The sequence below is a fragment of the Streptomyces sp. NPDC052107 genome, from assembly GCF_040680215.1.
Taxonomy (GTDB): Bacteria; Actinomycetota; Actinomycetes; order Streptomycetales; family Streptomycetaceae; genus Streptomyces.
In genome coordinates this window covers 112,926-138,925 of the sequence record NZ_JBFAWG010000011.1, presented here as the reverse complement: position 1 = coordinate 138,925, position 26,000 = coordinate 112,926, and the positions used below count along the sequence as shown (strand labels likewise).

The window sequence follows — 26,000 nt, the reverse complement described above, 5'->3', positions numbered from 1 at the left end:
TGGTGAGGCCCGCCAGCGTCGGCGGGCGCCGTCCGTCAGAGTGAGGAATGGGCTGAGATGCCTGAGTTCGCGTACACCGATCTGCTCCCCCAGGGAGAGGACACCACCCCGTACCGGCTGGTGACGTCCGAGGGCGTCTCCACCGTCGAGGGCCCGGACGGGCGGACGTTCCTCAAAGTGGAGCCGGAGGCGCTGCGCAAGCTGGCCGAGGAGGCCATCCACGACATCCAGCACTACCTGCGCCCCGCCCACCTCGCCCAGCTGCGCCGGATCATCGACGACCCGGAGGCGTCCAGCAACGACAAGTTCGTCGCCCTGGACCTGCTGAAGAACGCGAACATCGCGGCGGCCGGCGTGCTCCCGATGTGCCAGGACACCGGCACGGCGATCGTCATGGGCAAGCGCGGGCAGAACGTCCTGACGGAGGGCGGCGACGAGGCGGCGCTGAGCCGCGGCATCTACGACGCCTACACCAAGCTCAACCTGCGCTACTCGCAGATGGCTCCGCTCACCATGTGGGAGGAGAAGAACACCGGCTCCAACCTGCCGGCCCAGATCGAGCTGTACGCGACGGACGGCGGAGCCTACAAGTTCCTGTTCATGGCGAAGGGCGGCGGCAGCGCCAACAAGTCCTTCCTCTACCAGGAGACGAAGGCCGTCCTGAACGAGGCCTCCATGATGAAGTTCCTGGAGGAGAAGATCCGTTCGCTCGGTACGGCCGCCTGCCCGCCGTACCACCTGGCGATCGTCGTCGGCGGCACCAGCGCCGAGTACGCGCTGAAGACCGCGAAGTACGCCTCCGCGCACTACCTGGACGAGATCCCGGCGGAGGGTTCGGAGCTCGGCCACGGCTTCCGCGACAAGGACCTCGAGGAGAAGGTCTTCGAGCTGACGCAGAAGATCGGCATCGGCGCGCAGTTCGGCGGCAAGTACTTCTGCCACGACGTCCGGGTCGTCCGCCTCCCCCGCCACGGCGCGTCCTGCCCGGTCGCCATCGCCGTCTCCTGCTCGGCCGACCGCCAGGCCGTCGCGAAGATCACCGCCGAGGGCGTCTTCCTGGAGCAGCTGGAGACCGACCCGGCGCGCTTCCTGCCGGAGACGACGGACGAGCACCTCGAGTCGGACGGCGACGTGGTCAAGATCGACCTGAACCAGCCGATGGACACGATCCTCGCCGAGCTGACGAAGTACCCGGTCAAGACCCGCCTCTCCCTCACCGGCCCGCTGGTCGTCGCCCGTGACATCGCGCACGCCAAGATCAAGGAGCGGCTGGACGCGGGCGAGGAGATGCCGCAGTACCTGAAGGACCACCCCGTGTACTACGCGGGCCCGGCGAAGACCCCCGAGGGCTACGCCTCCGGTTCCTTCGGCCCGACGACGGCCGGCCGTATGGACTCCTACGTGGAGCAGTTCCAGGCGGCGGGCGGCTCCAAGGTGATGCTCGCCAAGGGCAACCGCTCGAAGCAGGTCACCGACGCGTGCAACGCCCACGGCGGCTTCTACCTCGGCTCCATCGGCGGCCCGGCCGCCCGTCTCGCCCAGGACTGCATCAAGAAGGTCGAGGTCCTGGAGTACGAGGAGCTGGGCATGGAGGCCGTCTGGAAGATCGAGGTCGAGGACTTCCCGGCGTTCGTCGTCGTGGACGACAAGGGCAACGACTTCTTCACCGACCCTGCCCCTCAGCCGACGTTCACCTCGATCCCCGTGCGGGGTCCCGGGCTGGCGTAAGGCCTGTCCCTGTTGCCCGGCGGCTCCAAGTGACTGTTGGGGCCGCCCGCTTCTTCGCCGGTGTCGTGCTTCCGCGACCCGGGGAAAGCGGGCACCTTGCCGGGGTTGGGCCCTTGGGTCAGCTGCGTTCGCGCCCTTGTCCGCGGGGGCGCGAACGGGTCTCGCCCGCGCCCCGGGCTGGTTCAGCGGCTTGCGGCCGGTGGGTGGCGGTGCGCAGTCGCGCCTCGCCTGCACGCCGGGGCGGATTGGCGGGTGGCGGCCGGTGGTGGAGCGCGCGCAGGCGCCTCACCTGCACGCCGGCTGGGCCTAGCGGGTAACAGCCGGTGGTGGGACTTGCGGGCGGTGGCTGGGTGGGGTTCGCCGCTGGGTGTCACATCAGCCCTGGGATCACATGGAACGGATGATTGGCGGGTTTGTGCCGGCCATCCACCTTGACCACGCCTCTGACCTGCGCTGTGCCGAGGCGCGCGCCCCTGGCACAAATCTGCCGATCTCCGGCTGACGGTGGTGGGTGAGGCGGATGTGGGTCCCGAGGGTGGCCCGGAGGGCCATCGGCGAAGCCGGCGCGTAGCGCCTTTGACGCATCTCGCGGAAGCACGACACTGGCCAAGAAGCGAGCGGCCCAACGGTCACGTCACAGCTCAGGGCGCCTCACGCCCCGCCCAACTCCGACTCCCGCACCGCGGAAACGAACGACGACCATGCCGACCGGCCGAAGACCAGCGCCGGGCCCTGCGGGGCCTTGGAGTCGCGGACGGGGAGGCCATGGGCGTGGTGGTGGTCGAGCACTTCGAGGCAGCTGCCCTCGTTCCCGCCGCTGTACGACGACTTGCGCCAGCCCTTGAGCGTGGAGGCGTCGGGAATGATGTGCTGCTCAGTCATGGTGGCCGCATTCCTTCGCGATCGACCGCATAAGAGCCAGCGACTCCTTCTGCGGCAGGGCATCTCCAAGCACGAGATCGTAGGCGCCCTGAATGCGCTCGACCAGGGCCGGTTCGTCGTGCAGCGTGCCCGCGAAGGCACCTTCCTCATAGGCCGCCGGAGGCTGATCCTCGAACCACATCAGCGTGACCATGCCGCCGAGGAGCGGGTGCCCTCCGTGCCCCATCGGCACGATGTACAGCCGGATCCGCTCACCCTCGACCAACCGTCCGAGGTGTTCGAGCTGACCTGCCATCACTGCCGGCCCGCCGATCTGTCGCCGCAACACGACCTCGTCGAGCAGTGCCCAGACCATCGGCGTGCGCGGGTTCTCAAGTACCCGCGCCCGATCGAGCCGTGTGGCAACGGCTTGCGCACGCTCCTCCCCGACAAGTGGCGGGAAGGACGTATCCCGGAAAACTGCATGCGCGTACGCCTCCGTCTGAAGAATCCCAGGCACGAACGACAGCGCGAACTCCCTGATCATCGACGCCTGTTGCTCCAACGCCAAAGCAGCCTCGAAATGCGGTGCCACCGGCCTCCGCTCATTCCCCGGCCGAAAGCTCGTCAACGCCCCCTTCGTGCCGAGCACTCTGTCCAACCTCCGCGCATCCTCCTCCGACGGCACCCTCCTCCCAGCCTCGATATGCGCGATGTGCGTCCGCGACATGATCGCCGCCTCTGCCAGTTGCTGCTGTGTCAGCCCCGCCGCCTCCCGCTGCTGCCGGAGCCAGTCGCCGTACGCCGTCCCCACGAGGTACCTCCCTGCACCCGATCCCTCACTAAGCGTAACGAACGGGAACAATCAGGCGTGCCCGATCGCTATAGCTGCCATGAGCGACAGCGACTACCGCATCGAGCACGACTCCATGGGCGAGGTCCGCGTCCCCGCCACCGCGAAGTGGCGGGCCCAGACGCAACGCGCCGTCGAGAACTTCCCCATCTCCGGCCAGCGCATCGAACGCGCCCACATCGAGGCCCTCGCGCGCATCAAGGGCGCCGCCGCCAAGGTGAACGCGCAGCTCGGTGTGCTCGACAAGGAGGTCGCCGAGGCGATCCAGGAGGCGGCAGCCGAGGTCGCCGAGGGCAAGTGGGACGAGCACTTCCCCATCGACGTCTTCCAGACCGGCTCCGGCACCTCCTCCAACATGAACACCAACGAGGTCATCGCCACCCTGGCCACCGAGCGGCTCGGCCGTGACGTGCACCCGAACGACCACGTCAACGCCTCCCAGTCCTCCAACGACGTCTTCCCCTCCTCCATCCACATCGCCGCCACCGCCGCCGTCACCCACGACCTGATCCCCGCCCTCGACCGTCTCACCGCCTCCCTGACCCGCAAGTCGGAGGAGTTCGCCGACGTCGTGAAGTCCGGGCGGACTCACCTCATGGACGCCACCCCCGTGACGCTCGGCCAGGAGTTCGGCGGATACGCGGCCCAGATCCGTTACGGCGTCGAGCGGCTGAAGGCCTCCCTCCCCCGGCTCGCCGAACTCCCCCTCGGCGGCACCGCCGTCGGCACCGGTATCAACACCCCGCCCGGCTTCTCCGCCGCCGTCATCCAGGAGGTCGCCCGGGTCACCGGGCTGCCGCTGACCGAGGCCCGCGACCACTTCGAGGCGCAGGGTGCCCGGGACGGGATCGTGGAGGCCAGCGGGCAGCTCAGGACCATCGCGGTCGGGCTGACGAAGATCGCCAACGATCTGCGCTGGATGTCCTCCGGGCCGCGCACCGGGCTCGCCGAGATCCGCCTGCCCGACCTCCAGCCGGGGTCGTCCATCATGCCGGGCAAGGTCAACCCCGTAATCCCGGAGGCGGTCTTGATGGTCGCCGCCCAGGTCATCGGCAACGACGCCACCATCGCCACCGCCGGCGCAGCAGGGAACTTCGAGCTGAACGTCATGCTTCCGGTCATCGCCAAGAACGTGCTGGAGTCGATCCGGCTGCTCGGCAACGTCTCCCGGCTGCTGGCCGACCGGACGATCGACGGCATCACCGCCGACCGGGAACGGACCCGGGAGTACGCGGAGTCGTCTCCGTCCGTCGTCACCCCGCTGAACAAGTACATCGGCTACGAGCAGGCCGCGAAGGTCGCCAAGAAGTCCCTCGCCGAGCGGAAGACGATCCGGGAGGTCGTGCTGGACAGCGGGTACGTCGAGCGTGGCGACCTGACCCTGGAACAGCTCGACGAGGCCCTGGACGTCCTGCGGATGACGCACCCGTAACCGCGAGCGAACACTTCCGGTCACCCACCACGGGACCGGCCGGAACCGTGACGTGCACCGCAGCGTCGTATGCCTACGGCACCTAAAATCTCTCCATGACGGACGACGGAGCGATGACGCGCGTGGACACGGCGGACACGGGAGACACGGGACCTGCGGCCCACTGGGCCCCGGGGACCCAGGTCCTGTGGCGCTACCGGCAGAACGCCGGCGAGCGCATCCACATCGCCCGGCCCGTCACCGTCGTCCGGGACGACGCCGAACTGCTCGCCGTGTGGTTGGCCCCCGGTACCGAGTGTGTGAAGCCGGTCCTCGCCGACGGCACGCCCGTGCATCTGGAGCCGCTTCAGTCCCGCTACACCAAGCCGCGCTCGGTGCAGCGGGACCGCTGGTTCGGCACCGGGGTGCTGAAGCTGGCGCAGCCCGGCCGGCCCTGGTCGGTGTGGCTGTTCTGGGAGCCGGGCTGGCGGTTCAAGAACTGGTACGTCAACCTGGAGCAGCCCTTGGCCCGTTGGTCGGGCGGGGTGGACTCCGAGGACTACTTCCTGGACATCTCCGTGCACCCCGACCGCAGCTGGCACTGGCGCGACGAGGACGAGTTCGCGCAGGCCCAGCGGGACGGGCTGATGGCCGCGGCCACGGCCGAACGGGTCCGGGCGGCCGGGCGGGACGCGGTCGAGGTGATCGAGGCCTGGGGACCGCCGTTCTCGGACGGCTGGCACGACTGGCGCCCGGATGCGTCCTGGACGGTACCTTCTCTCCCCGAGGACTGGGACCGTACGCCCGCGCGCGTGTCCTCATGAGACCCTTGATGCGCCCCCGGGCAAGAAACGTAGGATCGTCCTCCGCAAGGGCGCAGAAGTGCAACTCCCGGAGCATGTGCCGGGCTTGACCGAACGTCATCGAGGGGCGGCAGCACGTGAGCGAGGGGCACCAGCGCACAGGAACCACCTCTGACCACGCGGGAATTCCGTTCCTGGGGCACGTATTGCGGGTATCGGGACTTCTGCGGGAGCAACTGCGCGCCCGACGCGCAGTGCCGTACGGATGGATGCGACACGCGTGACGGAGCAGCCCACCTCCTTCGAGCGCCGCCAGGGCGCCGACCCCGCGGAGGGCCGCGGGGCGCTCCTGCGTACCCCGGAGCCTGCCGCCACCCCGGCCTTACCGGTGCAGGCCGCCCGGGCGGAGGGGACGTCCTCCGGACCGGGCACAGCCAGGCCCTGTGGCCAGGGAAAGGACGGCAAGGGGATTCAGCCCCCGGTCGGCAAGGGGAAGGAGCCCCCAGTCAACGGCCCCGAGCACTCCCAGCCCGCCACCACCGAACCCGGTGCACACCGCCCGCGTCCCGCGCCGGAGGCCACCCCGTCGCGCCCCGCGCCGGAGGCCATCCCGCCGCAGCCCGGCGCCGAGCAGGAGCGGGCACCGGGCGGTCAGGAGCGCCGTACCGGGCGCGGCCTGCCGCCGGGCCGGCCGATGCCGATGCGGCGCGACGGCGACCGGCTGAGATTCGTGGGCGCGGCCACCCGGCGGATCGCGCGCGGACTGGACCTGGACGAGATCGTGATGGGGCTGTGCCGGGCGACCGTGCCGACCTTCTCGGACGCGATCCTGGTCTATCTGCGCGACCCGCTGCCGGTCGGCGACGAGCGGCCCACCGGACCGGTGGTGCTGCGGCTGCGCCGTACCGACCGGATACCGGAGGACCGGGACACCGACGGTGTGCTGCTGCCGCCCGCGTTCGACCCCGAGCCGGAACCGAGCGCGCTGGCCGAGCTGTCGTCGCTCACCACCGAGCTGTGCGAGGTGCGCCCGGGCGGCGCGCTGAACGAGGTGCTGCGCGGGGTGCGGCCGGTGTTCGCCGAGTCGCCCGCCGCCCGGGCCGCGCTGCCCGAACTGCTCGGCGAGTGCGCCGAGACGGTCGTACCGTCCGGGCAGCACGCGATCCTCGCGCCGCTGCGCGGCCGGCGCCGGGTGATCGGCGCGGCCCTGTTCCTGCGCCGCCCGGAGCGGCTCGCGTTCGAGGCCGACGACCTGCTGGTGGCCGCCCAGCTGGCCACGCACAGCGCGCTGGGCATCGACAAGGCGGTGCTGTACGGCCGCGAGGCCTACATCGCCGACGAGCTGCAGCGCACCATGCTGCCCGAGACCCTGCCCCGCCCGACCGGTGTGCGGCTCGCCTCCCGGTATCTGCCGGCGGCGGAGACCGCGCGGGTGGGCGGCGACTGGTACGACGCGATCCCGCTGCCCGGCAGCCGGGTCGCGCTGGTCGTCGGTGACGTCATGGGCCACTCCATGACGTCGGCGGCGATCATGGGCCAGCTGCGCACCACCGCGCAGACGCTGGCCGGGCTCGATCTGCCGCCGCAGGAGGTGCTGCACCACCTGGACGAGCAGGCGCAGCGGCTCGGCACGGACCGCATGGCGACCTGCCTGTACGCCGTCTACGACCCGGTGACGCACCGCATCACCATCGCCAACGCCGGCCATCCGCCGCCCGTGCTGCTGCACCTGGGCGGCCGGGCCGAGGTGCTGCGGGTGCCACCGGGCGCGCCCATCGGGGTCGGCGGGGTCGACTTCGAGGCCGTCGAGCTGGACGCGCCCGCCGGGGCCACGCTGCTCCTCTACACCGACGGGCTGGTGGAGTCCCGGCTGCGGGACGTGTGGACCGGCATAGAGCAGCTGCGTGAAAAGCTCGCCGCGACCGCCCAGTTGACCGGCCCGGACCATCCGCCGCCCCTGGAAGCCCTGTGCGACGAAGTGCTGGACATGCTCGGGCCGGGCGACCGGGACGACGACATCGCGCTGCTGGCGGCCCGCTTCGACGGGATCGCGCCGAGCGATGTGGCGTACTGGCAGCTGGATCCGGAGGAGACGGCCCCCGGCCAGGCCCGCCGGCTGGTTCGGCGCGCGCTCGCCCGCTGGGACCTGGAGGATCTGTCGGACTCGGTGGAGCTGCTGGTCAGCGAGGTCGTGACGAACGCCGTACGGTACGCCTCCCGGCCGGTGACGCTGCGTCTGCTGCGCACGGACGTGCTGCGCTGCGAGGTCGGCGACGACGTGCCGCAACTGCCGCGCCTTCGGCAGGCCCGGGCCACGGACGAGGGCGGGCGCGGCCTGTACCTGGTCAACAGGCTGGCCCGGCGCTGGGGCGCCACCCGGCTGAGCACCGGCAAGGTGGTGTGGTTCGAGGTCGCTTACGCAGCACCGCGGGACTGATGGCCGCCAGGGCGGGAACGGACCGTGAGCGGTGAAAACCAGCCACTTTTGCCAAGATCACCGCTTGGCCGCCCCACCCGTTGATCACAGCAACCCCACAGTCTCACCGCTGACTTGAGTCGCCCTCGGGCCGCCTGCCGGTGTTTCACGCCACGAGGCTTCCAGCCATGCATCGTTTAAGCCCTCGCCTGGCGTGTCCATGCCTCGCTTAAGGTAACCTCGCGATCAGTGACCCGGACTCGACCACTCCGACCTCCTGAGCGCGTGAACATCCAGGGGGACTCCCGCACAGTGCACTCCGTGTCGCCCCCATCCGTACGCATTGGCACGTGGGGGATCGAGTTGCGTCTCAGAAGAATCGGTAATTCGTCGGTCCTGGACGCCCTCTTTCGCTGACGCCCCCCAAAGGTCTCCTGCCCACCCCCTGACCACTTCCCCGGGGCGGGCAGGCCCACCCGTGCCTGGTCGTCCAGGCGGGGGAACCCACTCAACGAGAAACGGGGAAAGTCTCTCTTGAGACATAGAAGACGAACACTCATTTCCGTGGCCGCTACGGTGACTTCGGCCGCCCTCACCGGCGGGCTGCTGCAAACCGTGCCCGCCACCGCCGCCCCCAAGTCGAACTCCAGTGCAAGCACGGGCGAGTCGGCACGGCACGGAGGTGTCAGCAACCCCGACCACAAGCTCGGAAAGGGATGGCGGACCTCCGGGGACCGCGCCGTCACGGCCGCGGCCGACAGCGACGGCTTGCACATCCTGGTCGCCGACAGCACGAAGGCGTACGAGTGGAAGACCGCGGCGGTACTCTCGGAGCCGGGCATGCCCGCGGATTCCTGGATCGGCAACCAGTGCGTCATGGACCATGACCATGTTGCTGCCGTGTACGCACCGCGCACGTTCACGAACAAGCCGGACCTGATGCAGGGCGGCGCCTTCGCGGCGGTCGTGAACCTCGGCACCGGCCAGGTGACGAAGCTGTCGTTCACCGCATCGCTGGCGTACTTCGACCCGTCGTGTGATCCGGGCACGCACACCGCGGCGTTCACCGCGTTCCGGGACATGAACGACGCGGCCAGGACCATGACCCGCGTCGTGACGGTGAACACCGCCGGCAAGACCGTCATCAAAGCCGCGGCGAAGGGCGAGATCACCAGCGCCGTCCCGATCAAGGACGGCGCGGTCGCCGCCCTTGGCCGCCAACTGGTCCACCTCGACCGCTCCGGCAAGGTCAGCAATCTGCTCACCACGAGCGGGGTGGCCTTCGACCTCCACCCGGTCAAGGGCGGAAAGGTCGCCTTCGTCGAACGCGACGGCGCCAGGAAGGCGCGTGCCAGGGTGTGGGGCGGAAACGGCGACGCGGCCGCCACGATCGCCAGCGGCAGGCTCGGCGACCTCGACCTGAAGCGCGGCGGGGCCGAGCAGGTGTTCCTCACCGGCCATCCCGCCCACACCTCCGACACCGCGGGCAGCGGGATCACCCGCGTCAACGCCCCGGCTGGCACGGACATCTCCAGTCAGGGGCGGCTGGCCGTCGACCCCGTCCTCACTCCCGGTGTCCGGGCGGGAATCGAGCGGGTCAAGAACGCCGGCAAGGGTTTCAGCAAGACCGAACCCGCCGCGCAGGACACTCCGGCACAGGCGCCCGGTACCCTTGCGGCGGACACGCCGGTGACGGTTACCTCCACCGCCACCACCACCGGCGAGAAGATCAGCCAGAAGGTCACCGCCGTCACGAACTCCGCCGGCGACGACGGCTTGTCGCCCGCCCTCACCTCCGGCGGCACACCCCGCACGGGCGCGGGCAAGCACACGCGGCTGAGGCGGATCGGGGGTGCGAACGTGTCGCACGACCCCACCGACCCCGACCGCTGGTGCGCCATCTCCCGCAACGACGTCAAGGCGCAGGCCCTTCAGCCCACGCCCAACCAGGTCGAGTGGGCCGTCGACATGGCCGTACGCGGCCAACTGCACGCCGGCTCCATCCGGCAGGGCGGGTACCGCAACCAGACCGGCATGAGCAATATCGACCCGCAGGGCCTGTTCCCCGCGCCCACCCTGACCGGGCCGAAGGACGCGCGGATCCCGGCCAACGTGATGCTCGGCATCATGGCCCAGGAGTCCAACCTGTGGCAGGCCGAATCCGGTGCCATTCCCGGCCAGATGGGCAGTCCGCTGGCGGCGGTCGACGGCTACTACGGGCACAAGATCGACCCGGGGAACCCTGAGTCGTACTGGAGCATCAACTGGGACAAATCCGACTGCGGGTACGGCGTGGGACAAGTCACCGACGGGATGCGCCTGGCCGGACACGAGAAGCCGCATGAGACCAGCCTGAAGCCGGCTCTGCAGATGGCCGTCGCCGTCGACTACGCGACGAACATCGCCGCCTCGTTGAAGATCCTCGCCGACAAGTGGAACGAGGTCCACAAGGACGGCCAGAAGATCACCGTCAACAACGACGACCCCGCCTACGTCGAGAACTGGTTCACCGCGGTCTGGAACTACAACCTCGGCTTCAACCCGCCCTCCGACGCCTCGAAGAACGACGGGCACTGGGGGCTCGGCTGGTACAACAACCCGGCCAACCCCATCTACAAGAACAGCTGGGGCCACCCCTTCATGGACACCGACGTGGACGGCACCGAGGCCAACCACGACGCCGCACACCCGCAGGACTGGCCGTACGAGGAGAAGGTGATGGGCTGGGCCGCCTGGTCCATCGACACCGGCTACTCCTACGCCACAAGCGGCCGCCAGGACTGGAAGGGCGACCCCGGATTCTCCTCGGCGGGCTTCCGGCCGGCCTGGTGGAACACCACGCCCGCGCGCAGCCAGGTCTCGCCGCCACTGGTCACCTTCTGCAACAGCGCCAACAACTGTGACCCGACCAAGCCGCCGAACTGCGGCACGGAAAACTGTTACAAGCAGTTCTGGTTCAACAAGCCCAATGTGGCGTGGAAGAAGAACTGCGCCACCGAGTGCGGGCACGAGCTGATCAAGTACCAGACGGAGATCCCGGAGCCGGGGCGTGGCTACCGCCTCAAGAACGGTGCGGCCGTCTGCTCCAGTGAACCGACCGGCTCGCATGTCGTCGCCACCGTCCCGAACACCACCGAGACATGGGGCGACTGCGGCCAGGCCACCTCGTCCGGCACCTTCCAGTTCACGTTCAACCCGGACACGCTGGGGACCCACTACGAGGCGAGAGCCGACCTGCACCAGATCGGCGGCGGCTACGGCGGTCACTACTGGTACACCCACACCCGCGACGAGGACCATCTCGGCGGCCCCGACGGCCTGATGAACATCGACGCCCAGTGGACGCTCGGCGAGAAGATGGACCTGGCCCAGGTCTGGGCCTACATCCCCGACACCGGCGCCCAGACCAAGCTGGCGCACTATGTCATCAACGGGGCGTCCGGTGGTCCCTACGACCGCTACGTCGACCAGAACGGCAACAACGGCAAGTGGGTGTCCCTGGGCGCCTACAAGTTCACCTCCACCCCGAGCGTGACCCTGTCGAACTTCACGTCCGACGGCACCGGCGACGACGACATCGCCTTCGGCGCCATGGCCTTCCAGCCCGTCAAGGGCACGTTCGTCCGGCGCACCCTGACCGCGGCCGCGGTCTTCGACCCGAACCAGGAGCTCAACCAGAACTTCCCGGTGTCCACCGAGGTCGACACCCCCCTGCGCTCGATGAAGTCGCTGTACGAGTGGGCACTGGGCCGCGCCGACGAAGGCCACCTGTGGGACAACGACGACCCGTCGGTGCGCACGGAAGGCCTCATCTCCTGGCCTCGGTGCACGGACCGATTGACCGAGGACTGCACCGGCCAGAAGACCTGGGACGCGGCCAAGATCTGGGCCGATGACATCAAGGCCGGCGGTTATACACCGAATGCCGACGGCTCGGCACCGGCCATGTCGATCCCGGTGTGGATGGGCATGGCCAATCAGCGGCCCAATCCGTCGCTGCCCGCGAGCCAGGCATACCAGGGGAACAACAGCTACAAGATCAAGAGCGATGTCGTCGTGACCTTCGTCACCGATGGCAACGGGAAGATCATTCCGGGCAGTGAGGGCTCGAACTACAGGGTTCGTGTCGGCAACGCCCACCTCCCCACCTTCGTGACCAGCATCATGAAGGGCATCGAAGCCGACTACGGGATCCCGAAGCCGAACATCGACTACACCACCCAGGACGCGCTCGAATACGGCAACGTCATGACGTCCCACCCCTACACGGACGGTGACACACCGGGGCAGGCCTACTTCCCGCACTTCCGGGGTGCACGCCTGAACGCGGACCACACGTGCGTGGACTTCCGGGCGATCGGCGGCGGCGTACACGGCTACCGGGCCATGATCGGCCACAAGTACGTCAACGACAACGTCAAGGCATGGGTCGACAAGATCAACGCCAGCCCCGACACCAACTACGGCGTGCGCCAGTTCGCCGGAGACATCTACTCGATGTTCTTCAAGAACTCCGGCGACTGGAACAAAAACATGTGGGGCTCGTTGATCGGCAACGCTCCGCCTATCTGGCAGGACATCGCCGCCGCGTTCTGCGCCGACGGCAGCGTCAAGCCGACCCACCAACAGGACGACCGTGACGCCACACCCTCAAACGGCATCGTCTACCAGAGCTACATGCCCGATCTGTACCTGTACATCGACGACAAGATGACCGACAACCTGGGACACCTCTCGAGCACCAGAATCAGGGGAGGGGACTGGAGGGACTTCTCGAACGTCCCCGTTCCGCTCGAAAAGGGAAACGCCTACGGTACCTGCGACGCCTCAGACCGTGGAAGCGGCGGTAATCCCTGGAACGTCCAGCCGCCGGTTCCCGTCTACGGAGACGGCCCTGGCAACCGCCCAACAAGCGTCGTTCACTGCGACGACTCGGGCACGAAGTTCACTGACAACCTGACACCCTGACAACGGGTGATCCAATTCCCCGGGGCTGTTCCTGACTCGGTTCGGCCCCGGGGCCGCAGCAAGGGAGAGACAGCATGGGATCAGGCCTCAGCTTCATATTCATCCCGCTGTTCCTCTATGTGACACTGGTCGTGATTCTGTGCGTGAAAGTCGCCGACAAGACGTCCTGGAAAATGGGATGGCTGTTCGCGACGGCTCTCATCTTCTTTCCCGCAGGTGTCCTCACCATCGCCGGCATGTACGAATCCGGCACCTGGTAGAGATCAGGGGAACAGATGAAACTCCTCATCATGGCGCTGTCCATCGTGTTCCTGTGCGCAGCCTACGCATGGCCGGTGATTCCGCTGCTGGTCTACCCGCTCAACCGGCGGCGTGGCTTTGGGGCAGCCCTCTACTGCTGCGCCGTGGCGGTCTTCTTCGGAACGGCATTCCGGTACACCACCCGGTTCATGGTGAGCGACTTCTTTGAAGCGGCGGTGTACACCTCCGCCGTCCGGGTGATCGCAGAAGCGACCGGCATGCTCGAAAAGCCTCGCCACGCCTGGCGGACGCGTCGCCTGTGAGCGGGAGATTCTCAGGAGAGGGAATGAAGAACTTTCAGCGCGCGATCGGAATTTCCGCGGTGGCGGCGTTCACGATGCTCGGCACGGCATGCGACCGGGGCGGAGGCGGGGGCACAGAGGGAGCCGGCAGCCGGCCCGGCGGTCCTCAGCACGTGATGCGCGCACCTGACGGGGAAAACCTGCTGACGACCATGAAAAAAGTCGCCGACAACGGAAAGGGGTTCTCACTGAAGGACGCCACGTCCCTCGACCGGTACATATATCCCGCCGAGGCCAAGGCGTTTGTGACCTGCTTCCAGGTGGCCGACCCCAAAATGCAGGCGGTGGACATCTATGCGTCGCCCAAGACGGAGAAGTGTCCCGTTCGACTGCACGCCAGGGTCACCGCACCCAAAGTTCCGAAGCTCACCGGAGCGCGGGTGGACGAGTCCCTACTGAAAGCGTTGAACACCGGCTACTTCCCAGATCGACTGAAAGTGTCCAGGTCTTCCGATTTCGGCAATCCAGTGCCGATGGCGTCCGCCAAACCGTTCGCGAGCTGGCGCGTCTGCGCACAGAACCCGGAGTCCGGCACAGCTTTCGACGCAAAGATGCAGATGAAACTGTATGCGGCCAAAAAGTGCCCGTGAGTCCCATCATCGCCAACCACTCACCGGTCATGTCGTGCTCAATTCCCTTGCATCCAAGGAAATTGACATTTAAGATCAAAATCGAACTAACATTCGCCAGTCAATTCACCAAAAAGAAAGTGATGCAGATATGCGCCTTGCAGCACGCGCTGCCGTAGCAGCCTCCGCACTCGCCCTGGTGTGCCTGACCTCGGCCCCCGCCAATGCGGCCGGCCACGACAGCTACCTTGCGCACTCCTATCCCGCCGACGGCTCGAACTGCGACAACGGCGCCGTGGTCGACTTTCAGTCCTACGGCGAGATCTTTGACGTGAACGACACATGTGGGGACGGCCACTCCGCCGTCGGCGTGATCAACGTCGCCAGTTCGTTCTACTATTACTGGAACCGTAACGGCCACGGCACGACCCGGGTGGTCGACCTCGAATTCGCCGAGGGCCAGCCCCTGGCGATCCAGGCATGCCTGGGTGACTGGAAGGGCACCGCCACCGGCGGGATGCTCTGGGGGACATGCGGCCCCGTCAACGCCAACGTCACCGCCTGAGACACCGCGGCACGGCGGATCGACAGCACCGTCGAGAATGCGAGGGGCGCCCGGTGGTCACCGGGCGCCCCTCCCTCATGTCTGCTACTGGTTGCCGGGGTCGAGCGGGTCCTCGGGCGTGACGGGGTCCGTCGGAGGCTGGGTCGTCGGAGGCTGGGTCGTGGGCTGCGTGGGTGGCTGGGTCGTCGGCGGCTCGGTCGGCTTGTGCGTGGGCTTCCGGGTCGGCGAGTGCGACGGCTCGGGCGCCTTGCTGGTCGCCGTGTGCGACGGCGTGCTGGACGGCGTCTGGGAATGCGACGGCGGCACGGTCGGCGGGATCGCCGCGCCCTGCGTGGTGTTCAGGTCGAACCTGCTGACGCCGTCCATCGCCTCGAAGGTGTAGGCGGCCCAGATTTTCGCCGGGTAGCCGCCGCCGTTGATACGGGCGGGGCGGCCCAAGGTGTCGAGCTTGCCGGCCGCGCCCGTCAGCGGCACCTGCGCGTGAGTCTTGGAATCCTCGCCGAACAGGCCGACGGACGTGACGAGGCCAGGCGTGTAGCCGGTGAACCAGGCCGACTTGTTGTTGTCGGACGTACCCGTCTTGCCGGCGACCTGCTGGCCGTCGCGGGCCGGGTTGTCCGCCACCGACTGGCTGGCCGTACCGTCGTCGACCACGCCGGTGAGTACGGAGGTGACCGTGTCGGCGGCCTCTTCGGGGATCACCTGGTCGCCGATCGGGTCCGGGATGTCGACGGTGCGGTCCTTGTGGTCGGCCGACTTGATGATCGCCGGGGTGACCTTCTTGCCGTGGTTGTCGAGGGTCGCGTAGATGCCGGCCATCTCCAGCGGGCTCGCGCCCATGGAGCCCAGCGTCTGCGCGGGCACCGCCTCCATGCCCTTGGTGTCCATACCGAGCTTGCCGGCGACGTCCATCACCTTGTGCATGCCCACGTCGACGCCCATCTGCGCGAAGACGGAGTTGACGGACTGGTTCATGGCCTTCTGGACGGTGATGGGGCCGTAGTCGGTGTGGTCCTCGTTCGGCGGGCCGAAGCCGACCTTGCTGCCGTGGTCCACGACCTGGCGGCCGCTGGTGCCGTCGTAGATCGTGTTCGCCGTGATGGGCTGGCCGTCCTGCGTCTGGGCGCCCTCGGCCAGCGCAGCGGCCAGGATCACCGGCTTGAAGGTGGAGGCGGGCTGGTAGTCGGTACGTGTCGCGTTGTTGCGGAAGTGCTTGAAGTAGTCCGCGCCGCCGTACATGGCGAGGACCTTGCCCGTCTTCGGGTCGACGGACACGGCACCGGGCTGGACGTTGGCGTCGACGGAGCGCTTCTTCGGGTTCAGCTGGCCGGTCAGCTGTTCCTTGACGGCCTGCTCCAGCTGGTGCTGCTTGTTCCGGTCGATGTTGAGCGTGATGGTCCAGCCGCCCTTTCGCACCTGGGCCTCCGCGTCCCCGAGTGTGGCGGCCTGACCCTGGGCGACCAGCTGCTTCTCCAGCGCCGCGTTGGCCGCGTCCACCAGGTAGCCGGTCTGTCCCTTCATACCGGGCGCCGCCTTGGGCGCCTCCGGTGTCGGGAACTGCATGGTCTGGCGCTTGCCCGCGTCCAGCCAGTGCTGCTTGACCATGTTGTCCAGGACGTAGTTCCAGCGGGCCTTCGCCAGCCGCTTGCCGGTGTCGCTCGCGAGGGCCCAGTCGTACTGGTTCGGCGCCTGGAGCAGCGCGGCGAGATAGGCGCCCTCCTGCACCGTGAGTTCCTTGGCGTCCTTGCGGTAGTACGCCTGTGCCGCGGCCTGGATGCCGTAGGCGCCGCGGCCGTAGTAGCTGGTGTTGATGTACCCCGCGAGGATGTAGTCCTTGGACTTCTGGCGGTCCAGCTTCAGCGAGATGACCAGTTCCTGCAGCTTGCGCGAGACAGTCTGGTTCTGGTCTAGGTAGTAGTTCTTGACGTACTGCTGGGTGATCGTGGAACCGCCCTGGGTGCCGCGCCCCATGAGGGTGTTGAGTACACCGCGGGCAGTGCCCTTCAGGTCGACGCCGACGTCGTGGTAGAAGGTCTTGTTCTCGGCCGCGACGAAGGTGCGCTGGACGTCCTTGGGGACGTCGGCCAGGTCGACGCTCTCACGGTTGAGTTGGCCGGTGCGGGCGAGCATCGTGCCGTCGCTGTACTTGTAGATGTTGCTCTGCAGCTGGGCGTCGGCGTTCCCCTCAGGGATGTCCACGTACATGTACAGCCCGATGAAAGCCGCGATCACCAGCAGGCACAGCCCGAAGAACGTCCCGAGGATCTTCTTCCAGGTGAAGAGCTGGCGTATTCGGCCCTTGGGCGGCTTCGTGGCCTTGCCGGCGGATCTGCGGCCCGGGGCGGGCCCGGCGCTGCCGCCGGGTGCGGGGGCGGGCGCGGGGCCGCCTGCGGGGGCGGAGCGGCGGCGCCTGGGGGCCGCGCGGTGGCCACCGCGCTGTCGCGCTCGTCTCTCTTCCGCTCGTCCCATGGGTTCCTTCGCTCCGCTTCCGTCTCGGGGTCAACTCCGAAAGCTAACACCCGTCTATATGACAAAGGTCGTCCGATCCGCTCTTTTACGGACGTGACAATCAGCACCTGTTTCCAAGGGAACCGACGGTTCTGGAGGTCACGAGGTTGCTTCCGACCGCAAAAGTGCTATCACCTAGCTAGACGTACCCGAGATGCCCGCGCCACAGGTACGGGAGTTCACCGCGAACAGCATCGGCGGCGGACTCGCCCTGCTGCTCAGCCTGCTCGGGCTCGGCTCCACGGCCGCGCTGCTCGCCGCCGCCTCGGCCGTCTCCGCCTCCGGCGCCAAGGCCGGGCTCATCGTCGCCGGGCTCGTCGTCTTCCTCGCCGCGGCCATCTCGCTGCGCGGGCTGAACACCGTCGCGCCCGGCGAGGCCCGGGTCGTCCAGCTCTTCGGGCGCTACCGGGGCACGCTCCGGCAGGACGGCCTGCGCTGGGTCAACCCCTTCACCTCGCGGACCCGGATCTCCGCCCGGGTGCGCAACCGCGAGACCGCGGTCCTGAAGGTCAACGACGCCTACGGCAACCCGATCGAGCCGGTCACGGTCGTGGTGTGGAAGGTCCAGGGCATCGCGCAGGCCGTCCTCGAGGTGGACGACTACGCCGAGTTCGTCGCCACGCAAACCGAGACGGCCGTACGTCACATCGCGATCGAGTCCCCCTACGACGCCCACGACGAGGAGGGCCCGTCGCTGCGCGGCAACGCCGAGGAGATCACCGACAAGCTGGCACTCGAGCTGCAGGCGCGGGTGGAGGCCGCCGGAGTGCGGATCGTCGAGTCGCGCTTCACGCATCTCGCGTACGCTCCCGAGATCGCCTCGGCGACGCTCCAGCGGCAGCATCCCGGTGCGGTCGTGGCCGCGCGGCGGCAGGTCGTGGACGGCGCGGTCGGCATGGTCGAGGCGGCGCTCGGCCGCATCGCGGATGGGGGTACCTCCCACGCCCTTGGGGCAGTGGGGGAGGACATCGTGGAACTGGACGCGGAGCGCGAGGCGGCGATGGTGTCCAACCTGGTCGTGGTGCTGTGCGGCGCCCGGGCCCCGCAGGCGGTCCTCAACTCCGGGACGCTCCAGCAGTGACGGTTCCCTCCGGGGGTTCAGCCCCTCAGCGTCGGCCTCAGCAGCGCAAGCAAGTACTGCTGAGGCTCGACCCGTCGGTGTACGAGGCACTTGCGCGCTGGGCCGGGGACGAGCTGCGGTCGGCCAACGCGCAGACCGAGTTCCTTCTGCGCAGGGCGCCGGCGGAGGCGGGACGGCTGCCGAAGGACACCGGGCCGCTGCCGCGCAGGGGCAGGCCGCCTGTTTCGGAACCGTGACAATCGGCTCCCACCTGGACCGCCGTACAGCCCGCCATGATCTCCGCACTCCACGTATACATGCGGCGTATACACCGTGTGTAGAGTGCTGCGCATGTCCATCGGTCACACCCTCCTGGGACTCCTGGAGTCCGGCCCGCGGCACGGTTACGACCTGAAGCGGGCCTTCGACGAGAAGTTCGGTCACGACCGGCCGCTGCACTACGGCCAGGTCTACTCCACGATGTCGCGGCTGCTGAAGCACGGCCTCGTGGAAGTCGACGGGATCGAGGCCGGCGGCGGCCCCGAGCGCAAGCGGTACGCCATCACCGACGCCGGCATCACGGACGTCGAACGCTGGCTCGGCACTCCGGAGAAGCCGGAGGAATACCTGCAGTCGACCCTGTACACCAAGGTCGTCCTCGCCCTCCTCACCCACCGCGACGCCGCCGTCATCCTCGACATCCAGCGCGCCGAGCACCTGCGCAGCATGCGGATCCTGACCGACCGCAAGCGCAAGGGCGACCTCGCGGACCAGCTGATCTGCGACCACGCGCTGTTCCACCTGGAGGCCGATCTGCGCTGGCTGGAACTGACCGCCGCGCGCCTCGACAAGCTCCGTGCGACGGTGGCCAAGTGACTCCTCCCGCCGGCTCCCTGCTCACCGCCGAGAACCTGCGCAAGGCCTACGGCCCCACGGTCGCGCTCGACGGTGCCGAGTTCTCCATCCACCCCGGCGAGGTCGTCGCCGTCATGGGCCCCTCCGGCTCCGGCAAGTCGACCCTGCTGCACTGCCTCGCCGGCATCGTGCCGCCCGACTCCGGGTCCATCGTCTACAACGGCCGCGAACTGGCCGGCATGAGCGACGCCGAACGCAGCGCGCTGCGCCGCTCCGAGTTCGGGTTCGTCTTCCAGTTCGGCCAGCTGGTAACCGAGTTGACCTGCGTGGAGAACGTGGCGCTGCCGCTCAGGCTGAACGGCACCTCCCGCAAGCAGGCCGAGAAGGCCGCGCTCACCTGGATGGAACGCCTGGAGGTGGACGACCTCAGGGACAAGCGGCCCGGTGAGGTCTCCGGCGGCCAGGGACAGCGCGTCGCGGTGGCGCGGGCGCTGGTCACCGGGCCCCGGGTGGTGTTCGCCGACGAGCCGACCGGCGCGCTCGACTCCCTGAACGGCGAGCGCGTGATGGAGCTGCTGACCGACGCGGCCCGCACCACCAACGCGGCCGTCGTCCTGGTCACGCACGAGCCCCGGGTGGCCGCCTACTCCGACCGCGAGATCGTCGTACGCGACGGCAAGTCCCGGGACATGGAGCGGGCCATATGAATGCCCGCCAGTGGGGCCGGGACCTGGGCATGGGCGTGCGGTTCGCCTTCACCGGCGGGCGCGAGGGCTGGATCCGGATGCTGCTGACCGCGGTCGGTGTCGGCCTCGGCGTGGCGCTGCTGCTGCTGACGACCGCGATCCCGAACGCGCTGGCGGTACGGCACGACCGCGACCAGGCCCGCCTGGACTACACCTACGGCCCGCACCGGCCGAAGGCCGCGAACACCCTGGTGATCTCCGACGCCGACACCGCATTCCGCGGCGACGACGTGCGCGGCCGGCTGGTGGAACCGGAGGGGCCGCGAGCACCGATCGCGCCGGGCCTGGCGAGGTACCCGGCCCCCGGCGACATGGTGGTCTCCCCCGCGCTGAAGAAACTGCTCGACTCCGCCGACGGGAAGCTGCTGCGCGAGCGACTGCCGTACCGGATCGTCGGGACGATCGGCGAGCCCGGGCTCATCGGCTCGCACGAACTCGCCTACTACGCCGGTGCGAAGGACCTGGCCCCGCGCATCGACGGGTGGCGGACGGCCCGGATCACCCGCTTCGGGCCTTCGCAGTCGTCCCAGCAGGACGGGCTCGACCCGGTGCTGATCCTGCTGGTGCTGGTCGTCTTCGTGGTGCTGCTGATGCCGGTCGCCGTGTTCATCGCCACCGCCGTACGGTTCGGCGGCGAGCGGCGCGACCGCAGGCTGGCCGCGCTGCGGCTGGTGGGCTCCGACAGCCGGATGACCCGGCGGATCGCGGCGGGCGAGGCGCTCGCCGGATCGCTGCTCGGGCTGGTCTTCGGCACCGCCTTCTTCCTGCTCGGCCGGCAGCTCGCCGCCTCGGTCGAGATCATGGACGTCAGTGTGTTCCCCAGCTATCTCAACCCCTCCCCGGCGCTGGCCGCCCTGGTGGCGGTCGCCGTTCCGGCGGCGGCGGTCCTGGTCACGCTGTTCGCGCTGCGCGGGGTGGTCATCGAACCGCTGGGCGTGGTCCGTACGGCCAAGCCCGCGCGCCGCCGGCTGTGGTGGCGGCTGCTGCTGCCGCTGGGCGGACTGGCGTGCCTCGCCCCGATGATCGGCCAGGGCCGCGGCAATGGCACCTTCAACGAGTACCTGGTGATCGGCGGCGTCCTGCTCCTGCTCGTCGGCGTCACCGCACTGCTGCCGTGGGTCGTGGAGGCGGTGGTGGCCCGGCTAGGCCTGGGCGGGGTGGCCTGGCAACTGGCGGTACGGCGGCTGCAGTTGAGCAGCGGTTCGGCGGCCCGCGTGGTGAACGGCATCGCGGTCGCGGTGGCCGGGGCGATCGCACTGCAGATGCTGTTCGCGGGCGTTCAGGGCGACTACACCAAGTCCACCGGCAAGAACACCGACAGCATTCAGATGCAGGTCAACCTGTCGCGGGGCGTCCCCTTCGTGCCGGCCGCCCAGAAATTCGCGGCGACCAAGGGCGTACGCGAGGCCACCACACTCGGCAGCACCGAACTGGGGGACCGGCGCTGGAGCCCCGGTCACGGGCCGGACAGCACGGTGGGCCTCACCGTCGGCACCTGTACCTCGCTGCGCAAGGTGGCCGCGCTGCCCTCCTGCCACGACGGGGACGTCTTCGCCGCGAAGGGCGGGGACCAGGACTCCGACGTGGACCACCTCGTCCGGCCGGGCCGCACGCTCCACCTCAACACGAGCGACAGCCTGGGCGGCGGACCGGACGTCGTCTGGACCGTGCCGCACGGGCTGAGGCAGGTCCCCGCGGTCACCGGGCCGAACGGCACCAAGGACAGCGGGCTGCTGATGACACCGGCCGCGCTGTCCGGCCGGATGAGCAGCGCCCTGAACGGAGGGGTGTACCTCAGGCTCGACGAGTCGGTGCCGGACGTGCACGAGTACGTCCGCAACACGGCGGCGCGGATCGACCCGCTCGCGGACGCGATGGTGTGGTCGGCCACCGAGGAGTCGAACAGGTTCACCTCCATCCGCACCGGAACGTTCGCCGGCGCCGTCTGTGTGCTGGGGCTGATCGGGGCGAGCCTGCTGGTGTCCCAGCTGGAGCAATTGCGCGAGCGGCGCAAGCTGCTGTCGTCGCTGGTCGCCTTCGGCACCCGGCGGCGCACGCTGAGCATGTCGGTGCTGTGGCAGACGACGATCCCCATCGCCCTGGGCCTGCTGCTCGCCTCGGCCGTCGGGCTGACGCTGGGCGGGGTGCTGCTGAAGATGGTGGGTGCGACGGTGAGCGTGGACTGGCCGAGCGTGCTGTCGATGGCCGGCGCCGGCGCGGCGGTGGTCGTCACGGTCACGCTGCTGAGCCTGCCGCCGCTGTTGCGGCTGATGCGGCCCGAGGGACTGCGGACGGAGTAGCAGCGCGACGTCGCAGCGCGGTCGGCCGTGGGCCCCTCTCACCCGGAGGGGCCCATCGATCGGCGGGCTCAGGCGTCCGGGTCGAGCACCCGCACCGGCAGCGACCGCAGCGCCCCGCGCAGGGCCGACGCCAGTTCCTCGTACTCGGCGGACCGGGCCGCGCCCGCGCGCATGGCGAAGGCGACCCGACGGCTCGGGGCCGGCTCGGCGAAATAGCCGGTGAGGAGCTGGCTGCTGCGGGTGGTCTCCAGCTTCAGGGCCGTACGCGGCAGCAGGGTGCAGCCGAGGCCGCCCGCGACCAGTTGCACCAGCGTGGACAGGCCGGCGGCCGTCGTGGTCACCGGGGCGTCCGCGCGGCCCGCCTCCCGGCAGATGTCGAGGGCCTGGTCACGCAGGCAGTGGCCCTCGTCCAGGAGCAGCAGGTTCAGCTCCCTCAGCGCCTCGCGCGGGATGCCCTCGCGGCCGCCGAGCCAGTGGTCGAGCGGGGTGACGAGCGCGAAGTCCTCGTCGAACAGCGGCAGTTCGACGACTCCGGGCACACCGAGCGGCACCGCAAGCAACAGCAGGTCGAGACGGCCGGAGCCCAGGCCGTCGATCAGGCTGCCGGTCTGCTCCTCGTGCACCTGGAGGTCGAGGTGCGGATAGCGTTCGTGGACCAGCCGCAGCACGGTCGGCAGCAGGTACGGCGCGACCGTGGGGATCACCCCGAGACGCAGGACGCCCGTGAACGGCGCCCGGACCGCCTCGGCCTCCTCCAGCAGCGCCCCGACCGCGTCCAGCACCGCCTTCGCCCGTACGGCGAGCCGCTCACCGGCGGGCGAGAGCAGCACCTTGCGCGTCGTACGCTCGAGGAGGGTCACCCCGAGGGTCTCCTCCAGTGCCGAGACCGCGCCCGACAGGGCGGGCTGGCTCATCCCGATGGCGGCCGCCGCGTCCCGGAAGTGCAGATGCTCGGCCACGGCGGCGAAGGCACGCAGCTGCGCGAGGCTCGGTTGCCTCCGCTTGCCGTTACTCATGGTCACTGATAACCGCCTCCGATCAACAAGACCGAGTGTAGCTATTTCACTAATCAATGCACCCTGTGCCAACATCGAGAGCGTCCAACCCATGGGAAAGATCCTCAAAAGGGGCCTTTCCTCGCTGCAAGGAGAGCGTGTGCTCACTGTCGGTGACAAGTTCCCCGAGTTCGAACTGACCGCCTGCGTCTCGCTGGAGAAGGGCAAGGAGTTCGAGCAGATCCACCACAAGTCCTACGAGGGCAAGTGGCTGGTCGTGTTCGCATGGCCGAAGGACTTCACCTTCGTCTGCCCGACCGAGATCGCCGCGTTCGGGAAGCTGAACGACGAGTTCGCCGACCGCGACGCCCAGATCCTCGGCTTCTCCGGTGACTCCGAGTTCGTCCACCACGCCTGGCGCAAGGACCACCCGGACCTGACCGACCTGCCGTTCCCGATGATGGCCGACTCCAAGCACGAGCTGATGCGCGACCTGGGCATCGAGGGCGAGGACGGCTTCGCGCAGCGCGCCGTCTTCATCGTCGACCCGAACCGCGAGATCCAGTTCACCATGGTCACCGCCGGTTCCGTGGGCCGTAACCCCAAGGAGGTCCTGCGGGTCCTGGACGCCCTGCAGACCGACGAGCTGTGCCCGTGCAACTGGACCAAGGGTGAGAACACCCTGGACCCGGTCGCGCTGCTGGCTGGTGAGTGACCCATGTCGCTCGACTCGCTGAAGTCCCGGGTCCCGGACTACGCCAAGGACCTGAAGCTCAACCTGGGCTCGGTCATCGGCAACTCCGACCTGCCGGCGCAAGCGCTGTGGGGCACGGTGCTGGCGACCGCCATCGCCTCCCGTTCCCCGATCGTGCTGCGTGAGCTGGAGCCGGAGGCGAAGGCGAACCTCTCGCCGGAGGCGTACACGGCCGCCAAGTCGGCCGCCGCCGTCATGGCGATGAACAACGTCTTCTACCGCACCCGGCACCTGCTGTCCGACCACGAGTACGGCACCCTGCGCGCGGGTCTGCGGATGAACGTCATCGGCAACCCGGGCGTGGAGAAGGTCGACTTCGAGCTGTGGTCGTTCGCGGTCTCCGCCATCAACGGCTGCGGCATGTGCCTGGACTCGCACGAGCAGGTGCTGCGCAAGGCGGGCGTGGAGCGCGAGGTCGTCCAGGAGGCGTTCAAGATCGCCTCGGTGATCCAGGCGGTCGGCGTCACCCTCGACGCAGAGGCCGTGCTGGCCGAGTAAGCGGTTCTGCGAAGGCCCCGCTCACCCTTGGTGGGCGGGGTCTTCGGCGTTCTCCGCGAGGGGCTCGTCCGCAGCGGCCTTCTGCCGCTGGAGTTCCTCCGAATACTGCCGGAGATACCCGACCACCGTGTTCGTCACCGCCACCAACGGTACGGCCACCACCGCGCCGCCGATGCCGGCCACCATGCCGCCGGCCGCGACCGTGAGGACGACGGCGAGCGGGTGGACGCGGACCGCGCGGCCCAGGATGAACGGCTGCAGGACGTGGCCCTCGATCTGCTGCACGGCGAGGACGACGACCAGGGTCATGACGGCCGTGAAGACGCCCTGGGTGACCAACGCCACGATCACCGCGAGCGCCCCGGAGGCGACCGCGCCGACGAGCGGGATGAACGAGAACAGGAAGATGAAGACGGCCAGCGGGACGGCCATCGGCACGTCCAGGAAGTAGATGCCGATGCCGATGAAGATCGCGTCGATCAGGGCGACCAGGACCGTGCCGCGGACGTACGCCGTCAGGGTGCGCCAGGCGCGCGGGCCGGCGCCGGCCACGCCCGGGCGGGCCGCGGCGGGCACCAGCCTCAGGAACCACTCCCAGATGCGCTTGCCGTCGTAGAGCAGGAACAGCGTCGAGAAGAACACCAGCAGGATGCTGGTGAGGGTCTCGATGATGACCTGAACGCCCTCCAGGCCCGCGGACGTTATCTGGTCGGCGTTGGCGCCGATCGCCTCGCGGAGGTTCTTGGCGATCTGGTTGATCTGCTTGTCGGTGACGTGGAAGGGGCTCTTCAGCAGCCAGTCGCGCAGGTCGTCGATGCCGGACTGGATCTGGGTGGAGAGCGTGTCGATGTTCTCCATGACCTGCCAGGTCACGAACCAGCCCATCAGCCCTATGACGACGAACCCGCTGATCGCGGTGAGCGCGGTGGCCGGGCCGCGCGGCACTCCGCGGCGGGTGAGCCGGGCGACCGTCGGCTGCAGCAGCGCGGTGACGAGCAGGGCGATGACGAAGGCGAACACCACCAGCTGGATCGCGCTGATGACCCGCATCAGGATCCAGAGGGTGCCGGCGAGGACCAGCATGCGCCAGCCTGCCTCGGCCGCGACCCGCACACCCCAGGGCACGGCCTCGGCGGGGTCGGGGCGGTGGCCGGCGACCGCGGGTGCGGATGCGGGTGCGGGCCGACGGGCGGGCGGTACGGCGGCCTCGGCGACGGGGGCCGGGTCGGCGATGAGGGCCGGGTCGGCGGCGGGCTGCGGCGGGGCCGGCGGGGTGACCGAGGATTCCGGGGCGTGCTCGCGCTCCACCTCCGCACGGCGCTCGTCCAGGCGCTCGCTCATCTCGGTGAGACCGGCACCGAGCCTGCCGAGCCACCCTGGCACTCGCGACATGATCCGTCCTCTTCCCCCGCGTCCCCGCGTGCTCGCCACCTCTCCTCCCCCCGGAGGCGTTGGGTACGACCGTACAGGGCGAAAGCCCCTCCCCTAAGGACGGGGAGGGGCTGCGC

General features: G+C 69.0%; 21 protein-coding genes. 16 read left to right on the top strand and 5 right to left on the bottom strand.

The features are described from left to right. Window positions 1–57: 57 nt before the first annotated feature. Complete coding sequence (locus AB0M27_RS15310; protein ID WP_365721763.1) at window positions 58–1,728, top strand: fumarate hydratase; 1,671 nt, start codon at window positions 58–60, stop codon at window positions 1,726–1,728. A 651-nt stretch (window positions 1,729–2,379) separates the two neighbouring features. On the opposite strand, the gene AB0M27_RS15305 is transcribed toward AB0M27_RS15310, so the two are convergent. Together AB0M27_RS15305 and AB0M27_RS15300 are read right to left on the bottom strand one after the other, a co-directional pair. Next, entirely contained in the window at window positions 2,380–2,610 is a 231-nt protein-coding gene (locus AB0M27_RS15305) for a DUF397 domain-containing protein (RefSeq protein WP_365721761.1), read from the bottom strand. After that, entirely contained in the window at window positions 2,603–3,403 is an 801-nt protein-coding gene (locus AB0M27_RS15300) for a helix-turn-helix transcriptional regulator (RefSeq protein ID WP_365721759.1), read from the bottom strand. The genes AB0M27_RS15305 and AB0M27_RS15300 overlap by 8 nt, the downstream gene beginning before the upstream one ends. 79 nt (window positions 3,404–3,482) lie before the next feature. Here AB0M27_RS15300 and AB0M27_RS15295 point away from each other — a divergent pair, with 79 nt between their 5' ends. The 8 genes from AB0M27_RS15295 to AB0M27_RS15260 all read left to right on the top strand — a co-directional run bounded on the left by AB0M27_RS15295 (window position 3,483) and on the right by AB0M27_RS15260 (window position 14,776). Further along, window positions 3,483–4,874 carry a class II fumarate hydratase gene (locus AB0M27_RS15295; protein WP_365721757.1) on the top strand — a complete coding sequence of 464 codons (1,392 nt, stop codon included), beginning with the start codon at window positions 3,483–3,485 and terminating at the stop codon, window positions 4,872–4,874. Window positions 4,875–4,969: 95 nt separating this feature from the next. Continuing rightward, entirely contained in the window at window positions 4,970–5,677 is a 708-nt protein-coding gene (locus tag AB0M27_RS15290) for a DUF402 domain-containing protein (RefSeq protein ID WP_365721755.1), read from the top strand. Between the two features lie 259 nt (window positions 5,678–5,936). Further along, window positions 5,937–8,093, top strand: a complete 2,157-nt coding sequence (locus tag AB0M27_RS15285; protein WP_365721753.1) for a SpoIIE family protein phosphatase — start codon at window positions 5,937–5,939, stop codon at window positions 8,091–8,093. A 543-nt stretch (window positions 8,094–8,636) separates the two neighbouring features. Further along, window positions 8,637–13,040, top strand: coding sequence for a hypothetical protein (locus tag AB0M27_RS15280; protein ID WP_365721751.1), 4,404 nt, complete (start codon window positions 8,637–8,639; stop codon window positions 13,038–13,040). 74 nt (window positions 13,041–13,114) lie between these two features. Then, window positions 13,115–13,300 (top strand): hypothetical protein, encoded by a 186-nt coding sequence (locus AB0M27_RS15275; RefSeq protein WP_365721749.1) that lies wholly within the window; start codon window positions 13,115–13,117, stop codon window positions 13,298–13,300. Window positions 13,301–13,315: 15 nt separating this feature from the next. Then, on the top strand, window positions 13,316–13,603 hold the full coding sequence (locus AB0M27_RS15270; RefSeq protein ID WP_365721747.1) for a hypothetical protein: 288 nt from the start codon (window positions 13,316–13,318) through the stop codon (window positions 13,601–13,603). A 23-nt stretch (window positions 13,604–13,626) separates the two neighbouring features. Beyond that, window positions 13,627–14,232 (top strand): hypothetical protein, encoded by a 606-nt coding sequence (locus AB0M27_RS15265; RefSeq protein ID WP_365721745.1) that lies wholly within the window; start codon window positions 13,627–13,629, stop codon window positions 14,230–14,232. 130 nt (window positions 14,233–14,362) lie between these two features. Further along, complete coding sequence (locus tag AB0M27_RS15260; RefSeq protein ID WP_365721743.1) at window positions 14,363–14,776, top strand: hypothetical protein; 414 nt, start codon at window positions 14,363–14,365, stop codon at window positions 14,774–14,776. A gap of 84 nt (window positions 14,777–14,860) precedes the next feature. On the opposite strand, the gene AB0M27_RS15255 is transcribed toward AB0M27_RS15260, so the two are convergent. Then, window positions 14,861–17,245, bottom strand: a complete 2,385-nt coding sequence (locus AB0M27_RS15255) for a transglycosylase domain-containing protein (RefSeq protein WP_365721741.1) — start codon at window positions 17,243–17,245, stop codon at window positions 14,861–14,863. A gap of 193 nt (window positions 17,246–17,438) precedes the next feature. Between AB0M27_RS15255 and AB0M27_RS15250 the strand changes: the two genes are divergently transcribed. From AB0M27_RS15250 to AB0M27_RS15230, 5 genes are all read left to right on the top strand, one after another. Next, on the top strand, window positions 17,439–18,365 hold the full coding sequence (locus AB0M27_RS15250; RefSeq protein ID WP_365721739.1) for an SPFH domain-containing protein: 927 nt from the start codon (window positions 17,439–17,441) through the stop codon (window positions 18,363–18,365). Beyond that, a complete protein-coding gene (locus tag AB0M27_RS15245; protein ID WP_365721737.1) occupies window positions 18,362–18,601 on the top strand; it encodes a hypothetical protein in 240 nt (79 codons plus the stop codon). The genes AB0M27_RS15250 and AB0M27_RS15245 overlap by 4 nt, the downstream gene beginning before the upstream one ends. 94 nt (window positions 18,602–18,695) lie before the next feature. Continuing rightward, window positions 18,696–19,220 carry a PadR family transcriptional regulator gene (locus AB0M27_RS15240; protein WP_365721735.1) on the top strand — a complete coding sequence of 175 codons (525 nt, stop codon included), beginning with the start codon at window positions 18,696–18,698 and terminating at the stop codon, window positions 19,218–19,220. Further along, window positions 19,217–19,906: an ABC transporter ATP-binding protein gene (locus AB0M27_RS15235; protein WP_365721733.1), complete on the top strand. Its 690-nt coding sequence runs from the start codon at window positions 19,217–19,219 to the stop codon at window positions 19,904–19,906. Before AB0M27_RS15240 ends, AB0M27_RS15235 begins: the two co-directional genes overlap by 4 nt. Further along, window positions 19,903–22,245 carry an FtsX-like permease family protein gene (locus tag AB0M27_RS15230; RefSeq protein ID WP_365721731.1) on the top strand — a complete coding sequence of 781 codons (2,343 nt, stop codon included), beginning with the start codon at window positions 19,903–19,905 and terminating at the stop codon, window positions 22,243–22,245. The genes AB0M27_RS15235 and AB0M27_RS15230 overlap by 4 nt, the downstream gene beginning before the upstream one ends. 68 nt (window positions 22,246–22,313) lie before the next feature. Here the strand turns inward: AB0M27_RS15230 and AB0M27_RS15225 are convergent, their stop codons facing one another. Next, on the bottom strand, window positions 22,314–23,261 hold the full coding sequence (locus AB0M27_RS15225; RefSeq protein ID WP_365721729.1) for a LysR substrate-binding domain-containing protein: 948 nt from the start codon (window positions 23,259–23,261) through the stop codon (window positions 22,314–22,316). Window positions 23,262–23,400: 139 nt separating this feature from the next. On the opposite strand from AB0M27_RS15225, the gene AB0M27_RS15220 reads away from it, so the two are divergent. Together AB0M27_RS15220 and AB0M27_RS15215 are read left to right on the top strand one after the other, a co-directional pair. After that, window positions 23,401–23,955 (top strand): peroxiredoxin, encoded by a 555-nt coding sequence (locus AB0M27_RS15220; RefSeq protein ID WP_067047469.1) that lies wholly within the window; start codon window positions 23,401–23,403, stop codon window positions 23,953–23,955. A gap of 3 nt (window positions 23,956–23,958) precedes the next feature. After that, a complete protein-coding gene (locus AB0M27_RS15215; RefSeq protein ID WP_365721726.1) occupies window positions 23,959–24,492 on the top strand; it encodes an alkyl hydroperoxide reductase in 534 nt (177 codons plus the stop codon). Window positions 24,493–24,513: 21 nt separating this feature from the next. Here AB0M27_RS15215 and AB0M27_RS15210 read toward each other — a convergent pair whose 3' ends face one another. Next, window positions 24,514–25,884, bottom strand: coding sequence for an AI-2E family transporter (locus tag AB0M27_RS15210; protein WP_365721724.1), 1,371 nt, complete (start codon window positions 25,882–25,884; stop codon window positions 24,514–24,516). Between the last annotated feature and the right edge of the window lie 116 nt (window positions 25,885–26,000).

Excerpts from the sequence above, each read along its gene's own strand:
- AB0M27_RS15215 (WP_365721726.1), top strand. The coding sequence starts at position 23,959 with ATGTCGCTCGACTCGCTGAAGTCCCGGGTCCCGGACTACGCCAAGGAC.
- AB0M27_RS15290 (WP_365721755.1), top strand. The coding sequence starts at position 4,970 with ATGACGGACGACGGAGCGATGACGCGCGTGGACACGGCGGACACGGGA.
- AB0M27_RS15210 (WP_365721724.1), bottom strand. The coding sequence starts at position 25,884 with ATGTCGCGAGTGCCAGGGTGGCTCGGCAGGCTCGGTGCCGGTCTCACC.
- AB0M27_RS15310 (WP_365721763.1), top strand. The coding sequence starts at position 58 with ATGCCTGAGTTCGCGTACACCGATCTGCTCCCCCAGGGAGAGGACACC.
- AB0M27_RS15260 (WP_365721743.1), top strand. The coding sequence starts at position 14,363 with ATGCGCCTTGCAGCACGCGCTGCCGTAGCAGCCTCCGCACTCGCCCTG.
- AB0M27_RS15305 (WP_365721761.1), bottom strand. The coding sequence starts at position 2,610 with ATGACTGAGCAGCACATCATTCCCGACGCCTCCACGCTCAAGGGCTGG.
- AB0M27_RS15225 (WP_365721729.1), bottom strand. The coding sequence starts at position 23,261 with ATGAGTAACGGCAAGCGGAGGCAACCGAGCCTCGCGCAGCTGCGTGCC.
- AB0M27_RS15275 (WP_365721749.1), top strand. The coding sequence starts at position 13,115 with ATGGGATCAGGCCTCAGCTTCATATTCATCCCGCTGTTCCTCTATGTG.
- AB0M27_RS15255 (WP_365721741.1), bottom strand. The coding sequence starts at position 17,245 with ATGGGACGAGCGGAAGAGAGACGAGCGCGACAGCGCGGTGGCCACCGC.
- AB0M27_RS15230 (WP_365721731.1), top strand. The coding sequence starts at position 19,903 with ATGAATGCCCGCCAGTGGGGCCGGGACCTGGGCATGGGCGTGCGGTTC.
- AB0M27_RS15295 (WP_365721757.1), top strand. The coding sequence starts at position 3,483 with ATGAGCGACAGCGACTACCGCATCGAGCACGACTCCATGGGCGAGGTC.
- AB0M27_RS15240 (WP_365721735.1), top strand. The coding sequence starts at position 18,696 with ATGTCCATCGGTCACACCCTCCTGGGACTCCTGGAGTCCGGCCCGCGG.
- AB0M27_RS15270 (WP_365721747.1), top strand. The coding sequence starts at position 13,316 with ATGAAACTCCTCATCATGGCGCTGTCCATCGTGTTCCTGTGCGCAGCC.
- AB0M27_RS15265 (WP_365721745.1), top strand. The coding sequence starts at position 13,627 with ATGAAGAACTTTCAGCGCGCGATCGGAATTTCCGCGGTGGCGGCGTTC.
- AB0M27_RS15250 (WP_365721739.1), top strand. The coding sequence starts at position 17,439 with ATGCCCGCGCCACAGGTACGGGAGTTCACCGCGAACAGCATCGGCGGC.